The sequence below is a fragment of the Kamptonema sp. PCC 6506 genome, assembly GCF_000180455.1.
GTDB classification, from domain to species: Bacteria; Cyanobacteriota; Cyanobacteriia; order Cyanobacteriales; family Microcoleaceae; genus Kamptonema; species Kamptonema formosum.
Map to the genome: position 1 here is coordinate 21312 of NZ_CACA01000353.1, position 21393 is coordinate 42704.

The 21393-nt window shown below is 44.4% G+C and carries 15 protein-coding genes and 2 pseudogenes; 10 read left to right on the top strand and 7 right to left on the bottom strand.

The window, feature by feature from the left end; genetic code table 11:
* The first annotated feature begins 1 nt into the window (after window position 1).
* Both OSCI_RS25100 and OSCI_RS25105 read left to right on the top strand, forming a co-directional pair.
* The gene (locus OSCI_RS25100; protein WP_007358014.1) at window positions 2-3940 is read left to right on the top strand and encodes a type I polyketide synthase; all 3939 of its coding nucleotides are present in this window, start codon (window positions 2-4) and stop codon (window positions 3938-3940) included.
* 178 nt (window positions 3941-4118) lie between these two features.
* Window positions 4119-4790 carry a class I SAM-dependent methyltransferase gene (locus tag OSCI_RS25105; protein ID WP_007358015.1) on the top strand — a complete coding sequence of 224 codons (672 nt, stop codon included), beginning with the start codon at window positions 4119-4121 and terminating at the stop codon, window positions 4788-4790.
* Between the two features lie 540 nt (window positions 4791-5330).
* Here the strand turns inward: OSCI_RS25105 and OSCI_RS25110 are convergent.
* The 4 genes from OSCI_RS25110 to OSCI_RS25125 all read right to left on the bottom strand — a co-directional run bounded on the left by OSCI_RS25110 (window position 5331) and on the right by OSCI_RS25125 (window position 8446).
* Window positions 5331-5939 (bottom strand): J domain-containing protein, encoded by a 609-nt coding sequence (locus OSCI_RS25110; RefSeq protein WP_007358017.1) that lies wholly within the window; start codon window positions 5937-5939, stop codon window positions 5331-5333.
* 37 nt (window positions 5940-5976) lie between these two features.
* Entirely contained in the window at window positions 5977-7059 is a 1083-nt protein-coding gene (locus tag OSCI_RS25115; protein WP_007358018.1) for a hypothetical protein, read from the bottom strand.
* A gap of 90 nt (window positions 7060-7149) precedes the next feature.
* On the bottom strand, window positions 7150-7743 hold the full coding sequence (locus OSCI_RS25120) for an ATP-dependent Clp protease proteolytic subunit (protein ID WP_007358019.1): 594 nt from the start codon (window positions 7741-7743) through the stop codon (window positions 7150-7152).
* A 34-nt stretch (window positions 7744-7777) separates the two neighbouring features.
* Complete coding sequence (locus OSCI_RS25125; RefSeq protein ID WP_007358020.1) at window positions 7778-8446, bottom strand: ATP-dependent Clp protease proteolytic subunit; 669 nt, start codon at window positions 8444-8446, stop codon at window positions 7778-7780.
* Window positions 8447-8561: 115 nt separating this feature from the next.
* Here OSCI_RS25125 and OSCI_RS25130 point away from each other — a divergent pair, with 115 nt between their 5' ends.
* The 4 genes and pseudogenes from OSCI_RS25130 to OSCI_RS31775 all read left to right on the top strand — a co-directional run.
* On the top strand, window positions 8562-9797 hold the full coding sequence (locus OSCI_RS25130; RefSeq protein WP_007358021.1) for a vWA domain-containing protein: 1236 nt from the start codon (window positions 8562-8564) through the stop codon (window positions 9795-9797).
* A gap of 141 nt (window positions 9798-9938) precedes the next feature.
* Window positions 9939-10505, top strand: coding sequence for a Uma2 family endonuclease (locus OSCI_RS25135; protein WP_007358022.1), 567 nt, complete (start codon window positions 9939-9941; stop codon window positions 10503-10505).
* 145 nt (window positions 10506-10650) lie between these two features.
* Window positions 10651-11119, top strand: a pseudogene (locus OSCI_RS31770) (homoserine kinase); the annotation flags it as partial.
* A 279-nt stretch (window positions 11120-11398) separates the two neighbouring features.
* A pseudogene (locus OSCI_RS31775) lies at window positions 11399-11854 on the top strand (homoserine kinase); the annotation flags it as partial.
* A gap of 407 nt (window positions 11855-12261) precedes the next feature.
* Here the strand turns inward: OSCI_RS31775 and OSCI_RS25150 are convergent.
* Entirely contained in the window at window positions 12262-13437 is a 1176-nt protein-coding gene (locus OSCI_RS25150; RefSeq protein ID WP_007358023.1) for a PAS domain-containing protein, read from the bottom strand.
* A 307-nt stretch (window positions 13438-13744) separates the two neighbouring features.
* Here OSCI_RS25150 and OSCI_RS25155 point away from each other — a divergent pair, with 307 nt between their 5' ends.
* From OSCI_RS25155 to OSCI_RS25165, 3 genes are all read left to right on the top strand, one after another.
* Window positions 13745-14425: a chemotaxis protein CheB gene (locus tag OSCI_RS25155; protein ID WP_007358024.1), complete on the top strand. Its 681-nt coding sequence runs from the start codon at window positions 13745-13747 to the stop codon at window positions 14423-14425.
* Complete coding sequence (locus OSCI_RS25160; RefSeq protein WP_007358025.1) at window positions 14422-16272, top strand: CheR family methyltransferase; 1851 nt, start codon at window positions 14422-14424, stop codon at window positions 16270-16272. The genes OSCI_RS25155 and OSCI_RS25160 overlap by 4 nt, the downstream gene beginning before the upstream one ends.
* A 528-nt stretch (window positions 16273-16800) precedes the next feature.
* Window positions 16801-17412 carry a DUF4126 domain-containing protein gene (locus OSCI_RS25165; protein ID WP_007358026.1) on the top strand — a complete coding sequence of 204 codons (612 nt, stop codon included), beginning with the start codon at window positions 16801-16803 and terminating at the stop codon, window positions 17410-17412.
* 149 nt (window positions 17413-17561) lie between these two features.
* On the opposite strand, the gene OSCI_RS25170 is transcribed toward OSCI_RS25165, so the two are convergent.
* Window positions 17562-19430, bottom strand: a complete 1869-nt coding sequence (locus OSCI_RS25170) for a tetratricopeptide repeat protein (RefSeq protein ID WP_007358027.1) — start codon at window positions 19428-19430, stop codon at window positions 17562-17564.
* A gap of 314 nt (window positions 19431-19744) precedes the next feature.
* The gene (lipB, locus tag OSCI_RS25175; protein WP_007358028.1) at window positions 19745-20437 is read right to left on the bottom strand and encodes a lipoyl(octanoyl) transferase LipB; all 693 of its coding nucleotides are present in this window, start codon (window positions 20435-20437) and stop codon (window positions 19745-19747) included.
* 146 nt (window positions 20438-20583) lie between these two features.
* Between lipB and hpf the strand changes: the two genes are divergently transcribed.
* Complete coding sequence (hpf, locus tag OSCI_RS25180) at window positions 20584-21231, top strand: ribosome hibernation-promoting factor, HPF/YfiA family (protein WP_007358029.1); 648 nt, start codon at window positions 20584-20586, stop codon at window positions 21229-21231.
* The last annotated feature ends 162 nt before the right edge of the window (window positions 21232-21393 follow it).

A 21393-nucleotide genomic window follows, 5' to 3' on the forward strand; every position in this document is an offset into this window, starting at 1 on the left:
AATGGAAGCAGTTGAAAACGTGGGTGTCGGTAATGAACTAGATATTGCCGTTATTGGGATGTCGGGTCGCTTCCCTGGAGCAAAAAATATTGATGAATTTTGGCAGAATCTACAAGATGGGGTAGAATCTATTTCCTTTTTCTCAGAAGCAGAATTGGAAGCTGCTGGTGTTGATGCTGCGACTGCCAGCGATCCGAATTATGTGAAAGTAGCTCCTGTACTAGATGATGTTGATTTGTTTGATGCTTCCTTCTTTGGCTATAGTCCGAAAGAAGCAGAAATGCTAGATCCTCAAAACCGGTTGTTCATGGAGTCTGCTTGGGAAGCTCTGGAAACTTCTGGCTATAATCCTAAAAATTATTCAGGTTCAATTGGCGTTTATGCCAGTCAATCTCTGAGTACATACCTGTTAAGAAATGTTTATCCCAACCTTGATTTTCGCAGTTCGATTCTCTCATCAAGAAATGTCCAAGCTTTGATTGCCAATGAGAGAGACTTCTTACCAACAAGAGTTTCTTACAAATTCAACTTAAAAGGCCCAAGTCTCAACGTTCAAACAGCTTGTTCGAGTTCATTAGTAGCTATTCACTTAGCTCGTCAAAGTTTATTAATGGGTGAATGCGATATCGCTTTAGTCGGTGGAGTTTCCATCTATCTTCCCCAAAATGCAGGCTATTTGTATGAAGAGGGAATGATGCACTCTCCCGACGGACATTGCCGAGCTTTTGATGCCAAATCTAAAGGAACAGTTTTTAGTGGCGGTGTCGGTGTTGTCATTCTCAAGCTACTCGCTAATGCTATTGCTGATGGAGATTGTATTCATGCAGTAGTTAAAGGTTCAGCAATTAATAATGATGGTGGTTTTAAAATCGGCTATACAGCACCCAGTTCTCAAGGTCAGGCAGAGGCAATTGCCGAAGCAATTATCAATTCAGGAGTAGATGCTGAAACTATTACTTATGTAGAAGCTCATGGCACAGGAACTCTCCAAGGCGACCCGATTGAAGTTACAGGATTAACTAAAGCTTTCTCACACTATACCGAAAAGAAAGGCTTCTGCGCCATTGGTTCAGTGAAGCCAAATATTGGACATACTGATGTAGCAGCCGGAGTTACCAGCTTCATTAAAACTGCGTTAATGCTGAAACACAAATTGTTAGTTCCCACTATCAACTTTGAAGAACCAAATCCCCAAATAGATTTTGCCAATAGTCCCTTCTACGTCAACACAAAACAGCAACCTTGGACAACTGAAAATGGCATTCCTCGCCGCGCCGGAGTCAGTGCTTTTGGCATTGGTGGCACTAATGCTCATGTTATCTTAGAAGAACCCCCAGAAGTAGCCTCCATACCATCAGAAACCGAACGACCATTGCATTTATTATGCCTCTCAGCAAAAACTGAAAAAGCTTTAAATGAATTGGTGGCTAAATACGAAACTCACCTAGAAATATCACCAAATCAGCCCTTAGCAGATATTTGTTTCACTGCCAATGCAGGACGTTCGCACCATAATTACCGCATCGGAATTGTAGCTGATTCCGCACAAGATTTACGCGAACAATTAGCAGATTTTTCCGCAGGTGAAGACTTTAGCGAAGTTATTACCAAATGCTCTAATACTAACCCGCCTAAAATTGCCTTCCTATTTACCGGTCAAGGTTCCCAATACATCGGTATGGGGCGCGAACTTTACGATACTCAACCTACATTCCGCCAAACTCTCGATCGCTGCGATCGATTGCTAAAACCCTATTTAGAAGTGCCACTGCTAGATGTTCTTTACCCAAAAAAAGGCGTATATTCTCCTCTCAATGAAACAGCTTATACCCAGCCAGCTTTGTTTGCTTTCGAGTATGCTTTAGCTCAATTATGGCTATCTTGGGGTATCAAGCCAGATGCAGTTATTGGTCACAGTTTAGGCGAATACGTAGCCGCCTGTATAGCCGGAGTTTTCAGCTTAGAAGATGCCATAAAGTTAGTGGCAGAACGCGGTCGGCTGATGCAAGCACTACCTCCAAATGGCGAGATGGTTGCGATTTTAGCGAATGCAGAGTTAGTAAAAGCCGCCATCGCACCCTACCAGCCAAATGTGGTAATTTCAGCTATCAACAGCCCAGAAGAAACAGTTATTTCTGGAACTTCTGAAGCTATTTCTGCGGTACTTTCAGACCTGCAACCTCAAAAACTGTGGACGCATAAGCTCACAGTCTCCCACGCCTTCCACTCGCCTTTAATGGCACCGATTCTAAATGATTTTAGCCAAATTGCAGCTCAAATCACCTATGCAGAACCACAAATTGAGCTGATTTCAACAGTAACAGGAGAAAGCGCCCAAGTCACTGATATGGGATGCGCTGAATATTGGTGCAATCAAATTCTGCAACCTGTCAATTTTGAAAGCGGAATCAATACACTTTCAGCTCTACAAATTGATATCTTCCTTGAAATTGGAGCTCACTCTCCATTAATCCAGATGGGGCGCAGATGCCTCCCAGAAACAACAGCAGTTTGGTTGTCTTCACTTCACAAAGAACGCTCCAACTGGCAGCAATTACTTGCGAGTTTAAAAGCATTATACGTTCATGGAGCCGATGTGGATTGGGCGGCATTTGACCAAGACTATTCCCGTCGCCGAGTGCTACTTCCTACTTACCCATTCCAGCGCCAAAGATATTGGATTGAGCCAGCAGCAAGAGTAATAGTCAGCGAACAGCAGACCTCACTTGCACCAGTGCATTCCATCTTTGAAGAAGCAGATCTGGCGCTATCTACGGCGGGATTAAATTCCCAAAAAGTAACTTGGCGTGATAGAATATTAACTGCCAAAAATAGCGATCGCCCTTCTTTATTAGAGTCTTATCTTTGTCAGCAAGTAGTCCGGGGATTGGGAGTAAAACGATCTGAAGTCTGCCTCGAAGCGTCTTTAAGGGAGTTAGGATTTGATTCTTTAATGGTCGTCGAACTCAAAAATCAGATTGAGAAAGATTTGGAAATCAGCTTGCTAGTGAAAGAACTAATAGCAGGGCCTTCTATCACTCAGCTAGCCCTAAAAATGAGTTCTCAACTAACGCCAGCAATAGAAGAATTATTGCCAACACTTGAGATTGCAGCTTTGACAGTTCCTCAAGATACTAATTTGAGTTGGATTAATAAATCTGAGTTTTCTACTTCTGCAAAAATCCGCTTATTTTGCTTTCCATACGCTGGTGGTGGCGCTTCAACCTACCGCAGTTGGGAGTCACAGTTACCACCAGAAATAGAAGTCTGTCCAATACAGCTTCCTGGCCGCGAAAACCGCATCAGCGAAGCGCCTTTTACTGAATTTACAGAGTTAGTTGAAGTTTTGGCAGATGTGCTGAAACCAATGCTCGATCGGCCCTTTGCATTCTACGGACATAGCATGGGTGGGCTGCTAGCTTTTGAGGTAGCAAAGTCCCTTCGCAATCGGTTTGGCTTGTTGCCAATTCACTTGTTTATTGGGGCAACTATTGCTCCCCAATTACCTAATCCTTTCCCAGCTCTCGATTTGACTTCTCCTCTGAATTTGACTAGGTTTCTCCGCAGTTTAGGAACATCATCTAAAGTGCTGCAAAACACTGAACTGATGGAGGCGCTGTTACCGACTATGAAGGCAGATTTTCTTGCTCTTGAGAGCTATACTTACAAAGATAATGCACCGCTTGATTGTCCGATTTCGGCTTTTGCGGGAAGCAAAGATCGCTTTGTGAGCCAAGAAGATATGGCAGCATGGAGTATACAAACTTTGAGCCGCTTCCACCTTGAATCTGTTGCCGGTTCTCACTTATTTTTAGAGAGCGATCGCGAACAGGTTTTACAAACTATTTGCCGCGAGTTAGCACCTAATAGCTTGCTACATCACCAAGTCTCTCCTTTTAGTCGCTCCTTAACATCATCTGGCGTTAATTCTCATAAATAAATAGGTATGCAGTTGCGTTAAAGTGCTCTTTATGTATGCGACAGAGCGCTAAAGTGTAACTACATACCTTGATTTAAAGTGACAGAGACTTTCGTCCTAAAAGAAAAGAGAAAAAGAATAAAAAGGGCGATTGTAAAGGATTTTAGATCGTCTAACAACTAACAACCAAGGAAAAATCATGGATGCAACTTCTTTTCCCATCAACCAAGAGCGAGTAATCAAAGGACAAGCCGTTTACACGGAAGATATTTTGTCTGAATATGACAAGATCGTGGGAATTTCTGCTCGTTTTTTGTGGAAATGCTCTTATTCTAGGCTACTCAATTTCTACAACAAAAATATTTCTGCTTGCCACTTAGATGTCGGAGTTGGATCGGGATATTATTTGGATAAATGTCGCTTTCCTTCTGAGCAGCCAAAAATTAGTTTGTTAGATCTAAATGCTAATAGTTTAGAGTTTACATCAAAGCGGATTAAACGCTACAATCCCTCTTGCTATCAAGCATCTGTGCTGGAACCATTACCCCTGGAACCGAATCAGTTTGATTCGATAGGCATTAACTACCTATTGCACTGTCTCCCTGGAACTCTGGCGACGAAAACAGTAGCCTTTGAGTACCTTAAACCTTTGATGAAAGATGGTGCGGTTTTATTTGGTTCGACTGTTCTCGGCTCTGGAGTGAAGCACAATTATTTAGGTAGAATAGTAATGCACATTTACAACAACACTGGTGTTTTCACTAATTGGCAGGATAACGTTGAAGATTTAAAAGAGGCATTAGCATCGAATTTTTCGAGTTATTCAGTTCAAGTTGTTGGTTGTACTGCACTATTTACGGCAAGAAAATAATAAGTAGAAGGGAGAAAGCTTTTGTTATCTAGAATGGCAAGATGGAAAAGACTTATGCCTTTTACTGATGCCGCTACAGGTTAGGGAGAGCCACAAAGCAATCTCTCTCCCCAGCTCTTGAACTTCCTACTGGTTTGAAACCTCCAAAAAAAAGAGAGAGCCACCTTAGCGACTCTCCCTGCCATCAGGGTGCATCTAACTAACATAATATACCACTCTGGTAATGTGGGGTTATACCCCTTATTTAAAGTTTTGGTAAACAAACCGTTCTGGATTGTGATGTTAGTGTGAGGAGTGGGGGAGGATAGGGAGGATGGGAGGAGGATTTAGCTACTCTATTTTAGGGGTAGCAATGCCTCGATCGCTTGATGAGTAAAGCGTCGCTCCTCCTGAATATCGCTCAAGATCGACGCGACGATCGCAGACTGATTGAGATGACACTAAAGAATTACGATCGTCGCGATCGCTCCCTGAGATTGCTGCGGATGCAATTCCGCAATAGTAAAATGCGTACCTCCTGGTAATGAAAAACGCCAGAAGTTAATAAATCCGTTCCAAACGGCGAAAATCCCGCTCAACTTCCGCCCAGAGAGCACGGTTGTGAGGGTCAGTCCGCAGAGCTTTTTTCAGATAACTTCTCGCTTTATCAACCTGGTGTTCGCCGATCAAGTGCCTTCCCCAGCGCTGATAAGCGATCGCCTGCCATTGCCGCACCTCCAAATCATCAGGAATGCGCTGGGCCAAACCTTCCACCAGTGCGATCGCGCGCGGGAACCTCTGATATTTAAGCAACTGCTGTAACTGTAAATAAGAATCCCGCTTCAACTTTTGGTCAGCTTCCGACAGCGCCCCATTATATTCAATAGGTCGTTCTTTGCGAGTTACTTTAACTGCCTGTGGTTGAGGCCGCACTGTCGCCGATGCGGATGTCGAAACAGACTGTTTCCCCTCCTGAACATCAGGCGGCGCAACATCCAAGAGAAACTTATAAGCCTCCGTCAAGGCAATAAACTTATTCTTAGCTGCTTCATCCCCAGGATTTACATCGGGATGATACTCTCTCGCCAGCCGCCGATAAGACGACTTAACTTGCGACAAACTCGCACCTAATCTTAACCCTAACTGCCGATAATAATCTGCAATATCCATCTATTTTAAGACGGCAAAACCATATAAAAATATATCATTAGTTGGTGCTGTTAGCAATGATTTCTAAAATCCTAAAAATAAAATTGTGAGGTAATAGCTGTTCAAAAGCAGCGCGAGATTTGCGGCATACCTCAGCAAACTCTTCCTCCGAAAGTCGATCGTGAAAAGCTTGGATATACTCTCCAATCCGATGCACTTCCGAAAAAGGAACTATCACACAAAAATCTTCCCATTTCATTCCGCTCAACTCCGGTAATAATCTATTGGTATCAATCAAGACGGGAATTCTCCCTGCTGACATCACCTCCCAGAGTCGGTAACACCCATTATCGTCTCCCCTCATCGTCAATATATAAGCATTATTCTCGATACTTTCGATATACTCGGCTCTTTGGCGCTTTTTTTCTTCTAGTGGTAGACTATAAAATTCTCCTTTTCTTTCAATCACAAAAGTTTGTAGATTTTTCGCTTTTCGCACTTCATTAATTATTTTTTTTCTGACTAATTGTGCAATCAACATTCGCTGTGTCAACTTCAAATTCCGATTAACAAAAATGCTCCCTGCCATCGAGTTAACCATAGAATCCGAAAATTTAACATAACGTAATATAAGCGAATTTAGTCGAGATGGATATTCAATATTTCCTACAAAACTGACAGTAGGAATTGATGGCTTTGGGATATTTGCCTTCTCTCCTAGGTCAAAAATCCATTGGGGTGTGGGTATTAATTTTTCTTTTTTATCTCTGTAAGTTGACGATGCAAAAAATATTTCTCCTTGATAAGGCTTATACTCCGAACAGTTTGAAAAAGTGACGAGAGTCCGTTTTGATGCTGATACTTTACGCCTGAATTTATCTAATTTATCTTCCTTTTTCAGACGATAATAGTTTGCAATAAAATGTGGAATTACCACAATTTTCCCTGCATCTGCCAAGTTTGTAAAGCGGTGAATCTTGACTAACTCCGGCAATTTATCCCTGAGTAAATTCCAAAACTGTAACTCTGGATTAGTCTCCGGCGGGCTGAGGTGCATTAGCAGGGGAACTTCGCGGACTTCAGGAAGTAGTAAATCTTCATTGAGCCATATTTCTAGGGGTTTATTAATTTGGTCGTTCATTTTTTTTTCTCTTACTATAATCCCTGTTTATTCTCAACTATAATTTAGCCCCAATCTAGGCGGGCGGGGTACTTTCCCCGCCACAACTGATTATACCCTTTCCTCAATTACCTGGTCAATGAGACCATATTCTTTCGCTTCCGCAGCAGACATGAAATAATCGCGATCGGTATCCTTCTGAATTTTTTCCAAAGTTTGACCCGTCCGCTTAGCTAACATTTCATTGAGTTGTTGTCGCACTCTCAAAATTTCCTTAGCTTCAATTTGAATGTCTGTTGCTTGGCCGCGCGTACCGCCAAGAGGCTGGTGGATCATAATCCGTGCGTGAGGCAAAGCCAACCGCTTACCCTTAGTCCCTGCTGCTAATAGGAAAGCTCCCATTGAAGCTGCTTGACCAACGCACATAGTAACCACTTCAGATTTAATGTACTGCATGGTATCAAAAATAGCCATGCCAGCAGTAACAGAACCCCCCGGTGAATTGATATAGATAAAGATCGGCTTAGTAGAATCATCAGAATCTAGGTATAGCAAATACGCAACAATTCGATTAGCCAAACCATCCGTTACTTCTTGACCCAGAAAGATAATTCGTTCCTGACTGAGACGAGTGTAAATATCAATCCACCGCTCATAGGTACTACCGGGGAGACGGTATGGGACACTAGGGACACCAATAGGCATAGGACTCTACTCGTTTTATGAGGGTGAACAAAATTTACTTGAGAGCAGCCAAAGGTTTAGGCAAGTCTTTGCTACTTTCTAAAACGCGGTCTAGCAGACCGTATTCTTTGGCCTCAGCCGGTGTCAGATAAAACATTCGATCCATGTCTTTGGCTATCTTCTCTACAGTTTGACCAGTATTTTTAGCGAAGATTTCCACAACAGTTCTCTTGTTTAACAAGACTTCTTGAGCCATGATTTGGATGTCAGTAGCTTGACCTCTGCCACCAGTTTTAGATTGGTTCAAAACTATAGTAGCGTGAGGCAAGCTTGCCCGGAATCCTTTGGTACCTGCTGACAGAATCATAGCTGCCGTTCCCATCGCCTGACCAATACAAATTGTATGAACAGGAGGCTTGATGTAACTCATAGTATCGCAGATAGCAAAGGCTTCAGTTTCCAAGCCAATTGCATAGCCCTCATCTCCCCAAGAAGTACCACTGGAGTTGATGTAAAAATAGATCGGCTTTTCGGGGTCGTCAAATTGCAAATAGAGCAGTTGAGCAATAATTAGCTCAGTGACATCTATGCCGACATTCCGTTTAATCTCATCTGAGGAAAACAGGGGCATCCCCAGATAGACAATCCGTTCCTTCAACAACAGCGATTCTAAATCCGGCGGGGGCGTGCGGTAGTTCGCATCCCCATAGTAAGACGATTGCATAGCTTTAATGGGTGAGTTGATACGGAGTTGTCGGTAGAGCTGGTGGAGCTATCCTTAAAGAAATAGTAGCGTAATCTTAGCCTTTAGGCGATGGGTTTCCGTTTTGGAGGTCTTTATGAAAGTTAGTTTACAGTCCGCTCTCAATGATGCCAACCTCGATGCAGCAGTGCCCTCGACGCAGCGTCAGCTATCCATTTCGATTTCTGCCTCCGCCGCTGCGATCGATCGCAGCGTACCCTTAAATCTGTGCCTGATCCTTGACCACAGCGGTTCTATGGGTGGCAGACCCCTCGATACTGTCAAACAGGCGGCTGGCCGACTGGTGGATAGATTGAAACCAGGCGATCGCTTATCGGTGATCGCTTTCGATCACAAAGCTAAAGTTATTGTCCCCAACCAATTTATTGACGACCCCGGTAGTATTAAAAAGCAAATTGACAAGTTAAGATCCTCCGGTGGCACAGCAATTGATGAGGGATTAAAACTGGGAATTGAGGAAATGGGTAAGGGCAAATCAGAAACGGTTTCCCAAGCTTTTTTATTGACTGATGGTGAAAACGAACACGGCGACAACAATCGCTGTTTGAAATTAGCAAAACTAGCTGCTGACTACAATATGACGCTGAATTCGCTAGGGTTTGGCGATGACTGGAATCAAGATATTTTAGAAAAAATTGCCGATGCAGCGGGCGGTACTCTTGCTTATATTCAGCGTCCCGAACAAGCAATAGACGAATTTAGCCGCCTGTTTACCCGCCTTCAATCTGTAGGGCTTACTAATGCTTATTTACTATTTTCTCTATTGCCAAAGGTGCGGTTAGCGGAACTAAAACCGATTGCTCAAGTTGCCCCGGATACGATCGAGTTACCAGTCCAGAAAGAAGGCGATCGCTTGATAGTACGATTGGGAGATTTAATGAAGGATGTAGAGCGAGTAGTCTTGGCTAATCTTTATATTGGACAATTGCCAGAAGGTAGGCAAGCGATCGCGCACTTGCAAGTCCGCTATGATGACCCAGCCATTGGTGAAGCTTTACTATCCGATCCCATAGCAGTTGAAGCTAATATTATGAGAGCTTATCAGCCAGCACCCAACCAACAGGTACAGCAACATATTTTTGCCTTAGCCAAATATCGACAAACTCAAATAGCTGAAACAAAATTGCAGCAAGGCGATCGCGCTGGTGCAGCTACGATGCTACAAACTGCGGCTAAAACAGCTTTACAAATGGGCGATAAAAGTGCAGCCACAGTATTGCAAACTTCTGCTACTCGCTTGCAGTCTGGAGAGGAATTATCGGAAAGTGAGAAGAAGAAAACTCGGATTGTTTCTAAAACAATCTTGAAGTAACAATTTCAATCGCTTAGTTAATGTAGCTAACAATATCTAGGCGATTGAAATCGCGCAGCAACGCGGGCACACAAACTTTCGTCCGCTTGACAAGGACTAATTGAGGCTAGAATATTAACACGATCGAGAAGGAATATCTATATGAGTCAATCTATATCAGATCGAGTACGTTGGACTAGCGCCGATCTGGAACTCTTGCCAGATAACGGCAATCGCTATGAAATTATTGATGGGGAGTTATTTATGACAAGAGCACCACATTGGGGTCATCAACAAGTTTGTGGTAGAGTTTTCTCTGTCATTGATATTTGGTCACATTCTACTGGTTTAGGGCAAACTGCAATCAATCCTGGTATTATTTTTACTGATGCCGATAACGTAATCCCTGATGTAGTTTGGGCGAGTAATCAACGTTTAGCTATCTTGCTAGATGAAGCTGGACATTTAACTGCTGCACCTGAGTTAATTGTAGAGGTATTGTCACCTGGTGCGGATAATGAAAGACGCGATCGAGAGTTGAAACTCAGACTCTATTCAACGCGAGGAGTACAAGAATATTGGATTGTGAATTGGCAGTTACAACAAATAGAAGTTTATCGACGGGAACAAGCAAGTTTAAGGTTAATTGCTACTCTGTTTGCTGAGGATGAACTTACTTCGCCTTTGCTACCTGGTTTTACTTGCCGGATCGCTCAACTTTTTGGGTAACAAAATTTACGGAAGTTTCTAGAGAAACAGCATTGCCGTGTCCTTACCCGTTGCGCGATCGCTAGGCATCGCTTTTATCTTCCTTCTTCCTTCTGAAACCAATTATATGCAATGCTAGTTAGTTGATTAATTGAATATTCAAAAAATGTCTATTATTTCCACTGTCACTGTTACTGTTCCCGCTACTACTGCCAATTTAGGGCCTGGTTTTGACTGCATCGGGGCCGCTTTGACTCTGTACAATCATTTCAACTTTTCCCTATTACAAGAAGCGGAAACGCTCAGAATTACCGCCACAGGTACAGAAGCTGCAAAAGTCAAAACTGATGATAGCAATCTTGCTTATCAAGCTTTTGTGAAATTATACGAATATCTCGGTCAGTCACCCCCTTCAGTGGCAATTGAGATTAGTTTGGGAGTACCCCTGGCGAGGGGTTTGGGAAGTTCGGCAACGGCGATCGCAGGTGGGTTAGTCGGGGCAAATTATTTAGCTGGGGAACCTCTGACTCCCGTAGAAGTGATGCAGTTAGCGATCGCGATCGAAGGCCATCCCGATAATGTTGTCCCCGCTTTGTTCGGCGGGTGTCGCCTTGCTGCTACTAAAGGAGAACCCCCCCAACCCCCCCCTTAGTAAGGGGGGGCTAAATGCCGAAGTTATAGAATCTCCCCTTAGCAAGGGAGGGCTAAATTCAGAATCTCCCCTTAGTAAGGGAGGGCTAAATTCAGAACCCCCTCTTAGTAAGGGAGGGCTAAATTCAGAACCCCCCCTTAGTAAGGGAGAGCTAAATTCAGAACCCCCTCTTAGTAAGGGAGGGCTAAATTCAGAACCCCCTCTTAGTAAGGGGGGGCTAAATTCAGAACCCCCCCTTAGCAAGGGGGGGCAGGGGGGGTGCAATTGGGAAATTTGCGATATCCCTTGGCATTCAGATATTGTTCCAATAGTTGCTATTCCTGATTTTGAACTATCTACCGCTGAAGCTCGCAAGGTTTTGCCCACAGAGTATAGCAAAGCCGATGCGATCTTTAATGCTGCCCATCTGGGTTTGTTAGTGCGGGGGTTAGCGACTGGGAATGCAGACTGGTTGCGATCGGCAATGCAAGATAAAATTCATCAGCCTTACCGTCAATCTTTAATTAAAGGATATTCGGCAGTCCGGGAAGCGGCGATCGCAGCAGGCGCTTACGAAATGGTCATCAGCGGCGCAGGGCCCACGCTTTTAGCTTTAGCGACTAGGGAGGTGGCGACAGCAGTAGCAGCAGCAATGGCAGATGCTTGGCAACAAGAGGGAGCGATCGCACAAGTGCGATCGCTTTCCCTCGATACTCAAGGAGCAACCATTTCTGTCTAAATTTAAGATACTCGCGATCGCTTGTTTGGTGGACGGCAACTTTAGCTAGGGGCTAGGGGAAGAGCGGAAGAAGGGGAATAGAATCAACGGTTAGGACATTCTCGATCGCCTAAATCCTTTCTCTGATTGTATTTTCCTCCTGCCTCCTGCCTCCTGCTATACAAGGAGCAGGTTTAGCCGATCGCACCAAATCCAGCTTAAATAAGCTCTTTATTCTTTAGTCCGCGTAGGCGGACTTTGTTTGTGTAGTAGCGATTTCAATCGCCGAACGATCTTACTTTGTTTGTGTAGTAGCGATTTCAATCGCCGAACGATCTTACGCACCTTCTTTAGCAATTCACAGTTAACAGTTAACAGTTAACAGTTAACAGTTAACAGTTAGCAATTCACAGTTAATAGTTAACAATTCACAAGCTATTTCTGGACAAATTATAAAACCTGCTCACCCTAGATTCAAACTCAAGTTCCGAATTACAATTAAGCCTCCTATCTTCAGGTATTTCGTGAATAACAGCACCCATTAATAATGGTGTGAAATTTCCATCTCGGATTAAGAAAATCGTCAGGGCTATCTGCTTTATTTTCCGATCTTTAGTCAACAAGCGCTTCTCCACTCGATAGAAATCGCGTTTACCAGAAATCAATTCTTCAAAAAATTCGCGGTCAAATTGACGATCGCTTGGATGAGTCAACTTCATTAAACTTATCTGCCGCAACTCTTGTCGGCTGTAACCTAAAATCCCTTGCATCACTTCATTACTCTCGATCGCATATCCGCCTCTATCCAAAAGCGCCATCCCAACTCCAGCTTTTTCAAAGGAAATCCGAAATAAACGAGCGCGTCGCTGCTGTTTTTCCTCTCTAGCAATCTCTAAAGCCACTGCTGAGTACTCTTCGCTCCCAAAACTAGCAAATTTGCTATTTATTTCCTCTAATTCCTCCACAACCGCCTCAGATGGCTCTCCCGAACACTCTATTGGCAATCGAAATAGTCCCCACCGCAGCCCCTCTAACTCCCCCCCTGCATTCTTTATAGGTGTTACTGTCACAACCGCTTGGAACTGCTCCCCTTTGCGGGGTTGAAGAGTAAGCAGCCAATTTTTCGTACTCCCACCTTTTTGCACCAATAAGTTTAGCTGCGTGCGGAAGTTGCGGCGTTCCGACTCTGCCACAAACAGACTCAAAGGTTTGCCCGCCAAGCGATCGCTCTTTACCTTGAGCATTACCCCCGCCGCCAAATTTGCTTCCACGATCGCCCCTTGTAAGTTACTCACCAAATAACCCTCCGGGGCCAAATCGAATAGCTCCTTATAGCGCCGCCGCTCAATTTCTATTTCCTGCCGACTAGCAAGTAACTCCTCATTGACTTGCCGCAGTTCCTCCGAAGCCACCTGCAACTCTTCTAGAGCAATGGAAAGTTCTTCCAAACTCTCCAGCAAAAGTTGTTCTTGCTGAGCTGGAAACTCCTCAGATTGCCGCCACAAATCCCCAACCGGTTTCGGCAATTTGTCAGCCCGTTGCATCATTAACTCCAGCCGTTGTCTGGAAGTTTCTAGATATTTCTCAAAAATCCCTGTTTCCATAATTTTGAGGCTGTAACGCCCAACTCATGTTCAATTGGATGATGTATTTAACTATAAAGTTTTTACTCAAAATTACCAAATATTCAAAATGTTACAATTGATGGTAAATTTAGATACCAAATAAACAACATTAAGAAAATATAAATTTCCTCATCTTCTAAAGACATCACGTTTAGGCTCAACCCCAGATCCTAAAGATGATTTAGCCTGTTTATATAGGATTATAGGATAACTAGCCTGCTTATATATAACTATGACAGAATAATGTATATAGCTTCAAGAGAAATTTATTTTAAGGAAACCAATCTTGAGTAGCGAACCCGAAGATAAAAAACAGTGTATAGCAGGTCGCTCAAACCAAGACGAAGGAATTTTAGAGGCGAAAAATCCCTCTAGCTGTAGGTTTGAGATCGTAGCAATTGCTTCCTCAGCGGGAGGCATAGAAGCCTTGAGCACGATCCTGGGTCAACTACCGGCGGACTTTCCCACAGCGATCGTAGTTGTGCAGCACATTCCTGCCCACCGCCAGAGCTTAATAGCCCAAATCCTCAACCGCCGCACAGCTTTACTCGTCAAAGAAGCTGAAGAGGGAGAAACGTTGAATCCTGGCACAGTTTACATAGCTGCGCCCAATTTTCACCTGCGAGTCGAACTAGATAAAACTATCGGTTTTAGCCAATCAGAAAAAATACATTTTCTCCGTCCCGCAGCCGAGATATTATTTTCTACGGTGGCAGAAGTATATAGAGAGAGAGCGATCGCAGTTGTGTTGACAGGAGGCGACAGCGATGGTGCAGCAGCAGTAAAAGTCCTCAACCAAGCTGGCAGCAAAGTAATAGCCCAAGATCGAGCGACATCGGCAGTCTTCGGAATGCCAGCCGCAGCCATTGAGACTGGTTGCGTCGATTGGGTGCTCCCACTAACTCAAATTTCCACAGCTTTAAAAAACTTAGTAGCCACAGGGAATATAGGCAGATTGATTTTATGAACAGTGACGACCAAAGTTCAGCCTTTGAAGGTTTGCTGAACTATCTCAAACGCGATCGCGGGTTGGACTTCACCGGCTACAAACGCCCCAGCCTGATGCGACTGATGAAAAAGCGCATGGCGAAAGTAGGAGTCGAGTCATTTCACGACTACCTCGACTACGTAGAAGTCAACCCCCTAGAACTCAGCCAGCTATTCGACACACTACTACTCAACGTCACCACCTTCTTTCGAGATACTCCAGCTTGGGAGAGCCTCTCCGAAGAAATTATCCCTCGCATTCTCAGCGCCAAATTAGGGAACGAACCAATCCGAATTTGGAGCGCTGGATGCGCCTCCGGGGAAGAAGCTTATACCTTAGCGATCGTCTTGGCCGAAGCTTTAGGCTTAGAAGCATTCCGATCGCAAGTAAAAATCTACGCCACAGACTTAGACGAAGCAGCTTTAATCAAAGGCCGCCTTGCTACCTACTCAGCGAGGGAATTGCAAAATGTTCCCGACACCTTCCGCGACAAATACTTTGAACCAACCGGCATCAATTATACCTTCGCTACAGAACTCCGGCGTAGCGTGATTTTTGGTCGCCACGACTTAATTTTGAACGCACCGATTTCGCGCTTAGACTTGCTAGTGTGCCGCAACACCTTAATGTATTTCAACTCGGATACTCAGCGGCGCATCCTCGCCCGATTTCACTTCGCCCTCAATGATATAGGCTTTCTATTTGTAGGCAAAGCAGAAATGCTTTTAACTCATGCCAACCTCTTCACCCCAGAAAATCTCAAGTATCGGATTTTCAGCAAATTGCCTAATATCAACCTACGGCATCGTTTGCTAGTTATGTCCGACTCGGACACGATCGAGGATAACAGTCTGCGGGCAGGGATCGTTCGCTTGCGCGACGAAGCCTTTGAATGCCAGCCGATCGCTCAGATGATAGTAGATATGCACGGGAATCTAACAAAGGCAAATCGGCTGGCGCGGATGCTGTTTGAGATCAAAATAGAGGACGTGGGGCGGCCTTTGCAGGATTTAGAAGTTTCTTATCGACCCGCCGACTTGCGATCTCCCCTGCAACAAGCTTATACCGAACGCACACCCGTCAAAATTAGCAGTGTCGAACTCGCCAAGACCAACCAGCCGGCCCAGTATTTTGACATTGAAGTAACTCCCCTATTGGATATCAATAGAGATACCTTTGGTGCGTGCATCGACTTTATAGAAGTGACGCGCTACAAGCAGTTGCAGCGGGAATTAGAACGCTATACCCAAGAGTTAGAAACTGCCTCCGAAGAATTGCAGAGTACCAATGAAGAACTGGAAACTACTAACGAAGAATTGCAGAGTACCAATGAAGAACTGGAAACTACTAACGAAGAATTGCAGAGTACCAACGAAGAACTGGAGACTATGAACGAAGAGATCCAGTCTTCTAATGAAGAACTGCAAGCAACTAACGACGAACTACGACAGCGGACGGAGGAACTAAACCGAGTCAACACCTTCATGCACTCCAGCCTAAGTAGCTTGCGGGTAGCGATGGTGGTTTTAACCAACAAACTGAGCGTGCAGATTTGGAACGAGATCGCAGAGGAAATGTGGGGTCTGCGGATAGAGGAAGTTCAAGGACGTTTCTTTTTTGACTTGGATATAGGTTTACCAATGGAGCAGTTGCGGCAACCAATTCGGGCCTGTCAGAGTGGAACCAATAAAAGCCAAGAAATAATTGTGGAGGCTGTCAACCGCCGGGGTCGAACCATACACTGCCGCATTATTTGCACACCTATAATTCCGGCGAAGGAGCCGCAAGTAATTATTTTGTTAATTGAAGAAAAGCCCCCTTGTTAAAAGCTAAAATGAGTATCAGTAGTGCGATCTTTTTCCCTCGATACTCAAGGAGCAAAAATTTCCACCTCATGGTAACTCCCCTCTCTTGTGTCAGTACAGGGAGAGTAAAATAGGACTTACGCACGCCTCATGTAAAGCCACCATCTTGGCGGTATCTTTACCTCGTAGTGAAAGAAGGGGAATCACCATCTGGGCGGTTGTTTATATTCGTACTACTCTTAATGTGTAATCTCCCTAACAGTCAACCAGGTATTGAGAATATACACTTAAAGCATCGGCTTCTGTTTAGGCTCAATTGCGCTCTAAGCAGTAAAGTTCAACTTAAAGCACGTTCTTAGGGTCATCAGATTACTAATTAATATCAAGAACTTATAGCAACCGCTTTCGTCGGTTAGGACGTTCTGAATTCATGAAACCATTGATTCTATATCCCTTCTTCCCCTTATTACCCTTCTTCCCTAGCCCCTAGCCCCTAGCCCCTAGCCCCTAACCGCTGAAAGCGGTTGCTATACAAGCTGAATTGTCATTATGATTGAACTCCTAGCCGCCCTCTCTGCGTCTGCGGCAGGGGGTATGAGAATAGCCCTACCCCTCCTTTTAATTGGTCTGTTGCGAAGCGACAATCTGTGGTCGCAAGTACCCTTATTGTCTGCCATCCACCCCCAAGTGGTGGTAGGAGTTTTAGTAAGTTGGTCGCTCTTTGAGCTATTTGCTTCCAAAAATCTTTTAGGTCAGCGCATTCTACAAATTTTTCAGCTCTTTTTGAGCCCTATTGTGGGAGCAATTATGGGAGTGGCGATCGCACAGGTGATGCTAATAGACGATAATCCTGCTGATAGTTGGCTAATTTGGATAATTGCTGTAGTTGGCGGTTTGTTGGCACTGGTGTTACAACTGGTTCAAGCCGGCTGGTTCTATCGGTTGCGGGGTTTACCAATCTGGGTAATTTTTGCCCAAGATACTCTCTGTATCTCTTTAGTTCTGTTTGCCTTTGATGCACCAAGACAAGGTGGATTAATTGCCTTAATGCTCCTCTGGTTTGCCATCCGCAGTTCTAAAGAGTGGTATCGTTGGTATAAATCCCAGGGAAAACCAGGTGCAAGAGGGAACCCCCGCCGGCATAAAAGAAATCCCGATTAATTTGGTAATTGGTAATTGGTAATTGGTAATGGCTAATGGAAGACAGGCTAATTACCCATCCTCCCCTGCTCCCCCACTCCCATATTTCCTAATATATTCCTTCGGTAATATCTCAACTCATTCTCCCTAAATTAGACATCACAATTTCTCTAATCCATTGATTCCTGATATTTTTTCAAAATTTCCGGGATGTAATCATAGCCATCAACACCAATTATAGGAATAATTTGCGATCGCTCTTGTTTCAACGCTGCTTCAAACCCATCTCCCAATTGACCTTGTAAAATTATTAACAAACCTGCCGGCTTACGCCACTCGCTAGCACCAATTTGCTCTAAAAGATACATACTCAAACAGCCAGTAAAAACAGCTTTCTGCAAATTTTCCGTGCTATAATAAGCTTGAGCAATATAAGCCAAATTCAAACCTTGCAAATACAAATCTCCCGAAACTTGGGCAGATTGCCAGCCGTTCGCCAGATATTTAATAGCTTCTTGGGGTTGTTCTAAAATCGTGTAAGCAATGCCAAGACTACTATAACAAAGAGCTTGACTTTGGCGATCGCCTAATTGTTCAGATAACTGCAAACCCCGCTGCAAATAGTTAACCGCACTCTCATAAATCTCTGGTTCTACTTCTTGCAATTGTCGAGCTTTAAACACTTCGCTATAACCTAAATTAGCCAAAGCATTTACTTCTCCTAATTTATCACCGCTTTGACGGGATAGTATTAACGCCCGCTGACTGAAATCAATAGCTTCTTCATAATTTTTTTGAGCTACATGAGTGCGGCTAAGGTGATTTAAGTTGGCAATTTCACAGGGTTTATCACCTTCTTTGCGGGCAATTTCTAATGCTTGTTGATGGAAGTTAATAGACCGATCGTATTGTCCCATCGCTCGCATGGAAGCACCGATAAGTGTAAGAATCCTAGCTTTAGCTTGGGTTCCTTCCACACGCCGTAGGGGTTCATCTAAATACTCTAAAGTATTCCGCAAATACTCGCCGGAAAAAGAGGCAAAAACTCCGCCGTAAAGCGGGAAATAGTCGCGTTGGGAAAATGCCCGCAGAACTTGCAGCGTTAGCTGGAAACAGCTATTTGCTAAAATTTCACCGCTGCGAGTTGAATTATTGAAGCCATTGGCTAATTGACACCAGATGGCTGCAAAGGTTAAAAAAGTAGAAATTGAAAGTTTTGCCCCTACTTTGGAGTCGTAAATCAGTTTGTCAAACCAAGCCACTAAACCCCGTTGCAAACATTGTAAAATTACGGCTAGTTCAATTAAATAACTTGGTTCTATATTACCTTGTTTTGCCGCAAATTCGGCGATCGAATGATTAAAGGAAATTGTGTTAAATAGTGCTTGTGGGAAGGAACTATTTACCTTTTTTGCCCATAATGCCCAAGGGCCGTTTTGTTCAGCAGTGCCGGCAAATCCTAACTGCCGTTGTTGATAAATCCAGCTTACGAGATCGGGTTCTAATCGCTGCCATGATGCTAAACCTTTAGTGATGCCAACGATGATTTGTTGTACGTCTTGTTCTGTGTCAGGATTAGCAATTTGCAGCATTTGTTGTTGCAGTGCTTTGGCTAATTGCTGTAATTGTTCGAGGGTGAGGGGGTGTTCTCGGTTGGGATCGATGATTTGTAATAATGTGAGTAGGCGATTGTTAGGTTCGGCGGTGATGATTTGTTGCACTGAAGATGCGATCGCACGGTCAACGCGGTTTTCTTTTTGCCAGCGTTCCCATTCGCCTTGAATGGTTTTGAGAGCTCTCAGACTGCGAGTTGCTTTAGCTTGTTTGAACTCGTCTTTGTCTGTTTTGAGTTGGTTTTCAATAGTGCCCAAGCGTTCCGCGAGACAGCGTTCAAAGATTTCGCCGCTGCCGGGGCTGATTTCTTGGATCAGGATTTGATATACTTGCTCTTTAGAGCGAATTTGACCTTTAAGGGTGATGTCTACGATCCGATCGATCAGGGCTAGATTGCGATCGCGCAGTGAGGGTAAATCTGACATAGTTTTAATTTTAGAATCGATGGGTTTGTTTTCATTTTCAGGGCTGATGAGATCGTGCGATCGCTTTGGAAAGCCCCTCCCAACTTTTTACCATCTCCGCTAAAAGTAATTATACAAGAAACATGAGGGCCCAGAAACCGGGTTTTTTACGAAAATACTTCGTTCGAGCCCGCAGATTTGGTAAAAAACCCGGTTTCTTTGGTCTAAGTGGGTAACTCCTGAAAGTGAAAGTCCTCTTCAGAAGACTAAAAACCTTACTGTATAAGCATTTTTCCCTGTTCCTTCTTCCTTCTTCCTTCTTCCTTCTTCCTTCTTCAACATTCTGGCCAAGCTGATGCAATCAACTCTACGCCAAACACTTCAGCAAAACTAGCCGCAACCACTGGCCGCATTCGATCCAGGTCAATGCCAGGGACAAACTCAGCTAAGCTACCCACAGGATAATCTGAAATACCACAAGGTACAATTTCCTTAAAACCTTGGAGATCGGGACAAACATTTAAAGCAAAGCCGTGCATCGTAATCCAACGACTAACTTTAATACCGATCGCGGCCACTTTGCGCCCCTCCACCCAGACACCAGTCAAACCAGGAATGCGATCGCCCTGCAAACCCCAGACCCCCAGCGCCCGAATCAGCACCTCTTCCAACTGTCGCAAATACCAGTGTAAATCTTGTTGATAGCGCCGCAAATTCAGAATCGGATAGCCCACCAACTGTCCCGGACAATGATAAGTCACTTCGCCCCCCCGTTCCACTCGGTGTACTTCCCAATTAGTAACCATCGGGTCAAACTTAACAAACTCCAGCGTCGCACCCTGTCCCAAAGTATAGACCGGCGGATGTTCCAGCAAAATTAACACATCTAATAAATCCGGGCGATCGCGACGTTCTTGCACCAACCGCCGCTGAACCTCCAAAGCCATAGCATAAGGCACTTCTCCCTGATTAATTAGCCAGCAGGGTACAGAAGCAAAAACTGATTCAGACAGAGTAGTAGGAAACATCCAAAAAATCAATAGGATTTTGATGCAAAATGAGTCAACTAAAATCAAGAATTGTCAAGGGATGCAAAAGATTCTAAAGCGATCTGTTTTGCAGAATACAAAGTGCTACTGTAAAACTATACCCAGATTAAGTAAGGAGGGGCTTTATGAAGCTTGTTATCCAGGGTAAAAATATTGAAATTACCGATGCGATTCGCGAATACGTCAATCAAAAAATTGACAAAGCCGTGAACCACTTTCAGACATTGACTACGGAGGTGGACGTACACCTAAGCGTAGCTCGCAACCCGCGAATCAATACTAAGCAGACTGCCGAAGTCACAATCTACGCCAACGGTAGCGTGATCCGGGCAGAAGAAAGCAGCGAAAGCCTCTATGCCAGCATAGACCTAGTAGCAGATAAAATTGCTCGTCAACTGCGGAAATTTAAAGAAAAACGTCAAGACAAAACCCATACTAATCCTAAAGTGGGCGATGTCGTAGCAGAGGAGCCGGTTGTCTCCGATCTGATTGGCGATCGCACACCAGAACTTCCCAGCGAAGTATTGCGAAGCAAGTATTTTGCCATGCCGCCGATGACCATGCAAGAAGCACTAGAACAGTTACAAGTCATCGATCACGACTTTTATATGTTCCGCAATGCCGAAACTGGTGAAATTAACGTGATCTACGAACGCAAACATCACGGCGGTTACGGCGTGATCCAACCCCGCAACGGTAACGGTAACAGCAATAATGGCAAAGTTGCTCACAACAACGTTCCAGCCGAAAAGTCAAAAGCTCCAAAGGCTTAAGGGATAGGGGGCAGAGGAGCGGGGGAGCAGGGGGGCAGAGGGGCAGAGGAGCAGAGGGGAAATCTTCGTCTTTCCTGTTCCCTCTCCATCCGCTCCCCTGTTCCCTCTTCACCCGCTCCCCCGCTCCCCCGCNNCCNCNNNNCCCCNNCNCCCCNNNNCCCC

Coding starts and splice junctions, on each gene's coding strand:
- OSCI_RS25100 (WP_007358014.1), top strand. CDS start 2: ATGGAAGCAGTTGAAAACGTGGGTGTCGGTAATGAACTAGATATTGCC.
- OSCI_RS25105 (WP_007358015.1), top strand. CDS start 4,119: ATGGATGCAACTTCTTTTCCCATCAACCAAGAGCGAGTAATCAAAGGA.
- OSCI_RS25110 (WP_007358017.1), bottom strand. CDS start 5,939: ATGGATATTGCAGATTATTATCGGCAGTTAGGGTTAAGATTAGGTGCG.
- OSCI_RS25115 (WP_007358018.1), bottom strand. CDS start 7,059: ATGAACGACCAAATTAATAAACCCCTAGAAATATGGCTCAATGAAGAT.
- OSCI_RS25120 (WP_007358019.1), bottom strand. CDS start 7,743: ATGCCTATTGGTGTCCCTAGTGTCCCATACCGTCTCCCCGGTAGTACC.
- OSCI_RS25125 (WP_007358020.1), bottom strand. CDS start 8,446: ATGCAATCGTCTTACTATGGGGATGCGAACTACCGCACGCCCCCGCCG.
- OSCI_RS25130 (WP_007358021.1), top strand. CDS start 8,562: ATGAAAGTTAGTTTACAGTCCGCTCTCAATGATGCCAACCTCGATGCA.
- OSCI_RS25135 (WP_007358022.1), top strand. CDS start 9,939: ATGAGTCAATCTATATCAGATCGAGTACGTTGGACTAGCGCCGATCTG.
- OSCI_RS25150 (WP_007358023.1), bottom strand. CDS start 13,437: ATGGAAACAGGGATTTTTGAGAAATATCTAGAAACTTCCAGACAACGG.
- OSCI_RS25160 (WP_007358025.1), top strand. CDS start 14,422: ATGAACAGTGACGACCAAAGTTCAGCCTTTGAAGGTTTGCTGAACTAT.
- OSCI_RS25165 (WP_007358026.1), top strand. CDS start 16,801: ATGATTGAACTCCTAGCCGCCCTCTCTGCGTCTGCGGCAGGGGGTATG.
- OSCI_RS25170 (WP_007358027.1), bottom strand. CDS start 19,430: ATGTCAGATTTACCCTCACTGCGCGATCGCAATCTAGCCCTGATCGAT.
- lipB (WP_007358028.1), bottom strand. CDS start 20,437: ATGTTTCCTACTACTCTGTCTGAATCAGTTTTTGCTTCTGTACCCTGC.
- hpf (WP_007358029.1), top strand. CDS start 20,584: ATGAAGCTTGTTATCCAGGGTAAAAATATTGAAATTACCGATGCGATT.